The sequence below is a fragment of the Pseudomonas sp. I2 genome, assembly GCF_040984075.1.
GTDB lineage: Bacteria > Pseudomonadota > Gammaproteobacteria > Pseudomonadales > Pseudomonadaceae > Aquipseudomonas > Aquipseudomonas guariconensis_B.
In genome coordinates this window covers 1-1379 of the sequence record NZ_JBCGFQ010000115.1, presented here as the reverse complement: position 1 = coordinate 1379, position 1379 = coordinate 1, and the positions used below count along the sequence as shown (strand labels likewise).

Here is a 1379-nt window from a genome sequence, read left to right as displayed (position 1 = left end):
TGGTTCTTCGACCAGCGCATGAGCGAGCCGCAACACTGGAACCAGTCGCTGTTGCTGCGCGGCACCGAAACGGTGGATGCCAGCGCATTGGAGCAGGCGCTGCTGGCACTGTACGCCCAGCACGACGCCCTGCGCCTGCGCTTTGCCGACGGCAGCGCCGAACACGGTCCGCTGCAACCGGCCCAGCCGTTGCTGTGGCGTGCCGCGCTGCGCAGCGCCGAGGAAATCGAGGCGACCTGCGAAGAGGCCCAGCGTAGTCTGGATCTGGCCCAGGGCCCGCTGCTGCGTGCGGTGCTGATCGACCTGGCCGACGGTGGCCAGCGCCTGCTGCTGGTGATCCACCACCTGGTGGTCGATGGCGTGTCCTGGCGCGTGCTGCTGGAAGACCTGCACGATGCCTACCGCCAGGCCCTGGCGGGCAGCACGCCGAAACTGCCAGCTAAGACCAGCGCCTTCAAGACCTGGGGCGAACGCCTGCAGCAGCATGCCGCAAGCTTGGACAGCGAGCTGGCCTACTGGCAAGGGCAACTGGCCGGTGCGCCGCTGGACCTGCCCGAGGCCGAGCTGGGCGCCAGCCTGCAGAATCGTCACCGTCAGAGCGTGCAGGCACGCCTGGATGCCGAACTGACCCGACGCCTGCTGCAACAGGCCCCGGCGGCCTACCGCACCCAGGTCAACGACCTGCTGCTGACCGCCTTGGCCCGGGTGGTGTGCCGCTGGAGCGGCGCCGATTCGGCGCTGGTGGAGCTGGAAGGCCATGGCCGCGAAGACCTGTTCGACGACATTGACCTGAGCCGTACGGTGGGCTGGTTCACCAGCGCCTACCCGGTGCGCCTGACCCCGGCCGCCGAGCTGGGCGCCTCGATCAAGCAGGTCAAGGAACAGCTGCGCGGCGTGCCGCACAAGGGCATCGGTTTCGGCGCTTTGCGCTACCTGGGCGACGAGGCTGCGCGCGCGAGCCTGGCCGGGCTGCCGGTGCCGCGCATCACCTTCAACTACCTGGGCCAGCTGGATGGCCAGTTCGATGAGCGGGCGCTGTTCGTGCCCGCCGCCGAAAGCGCGGGTGAGGAGCAGAGCCCGCTGGCGCCACTGGGCAACTGGCTGGTGCTCAATGGCCAGGTGTATGGTGGCGAGCTGAGCCTGGCGTTCAGCTTCAGCGGGCAGATGTTCGCCCGTGCGACCATCGAGCGGCTGGCGCGGGCCTACGAGGCGGAGCTGGCGGCGCTGGTCGAGCACTGCCAGGCGCCGCAAGGGCTGACGCCGTCGGACTTCCCGCTGGCGGGCCTGAGCCAGGCGCAACTCGACGCACTGCCGGTGGCGGTGGCCGAGGTCGAAGACATCTACCCACTGTCGCCGATGCAGCAGGGCATGCTGTTCCA

1 protein-coding gene is annotated in these 1379 nt (G+C 69.4%); it reads left to right on the top strand.

Annotation, left to right across the window (positions count from 1 at the left end):
• The coding region (locus WCE05_RS25785) for a condensation domain-containing protein (RefSeq protein WP_256658305.1) at positions 1–1379 on the top strand (1379 nt) is incomplete at both ends.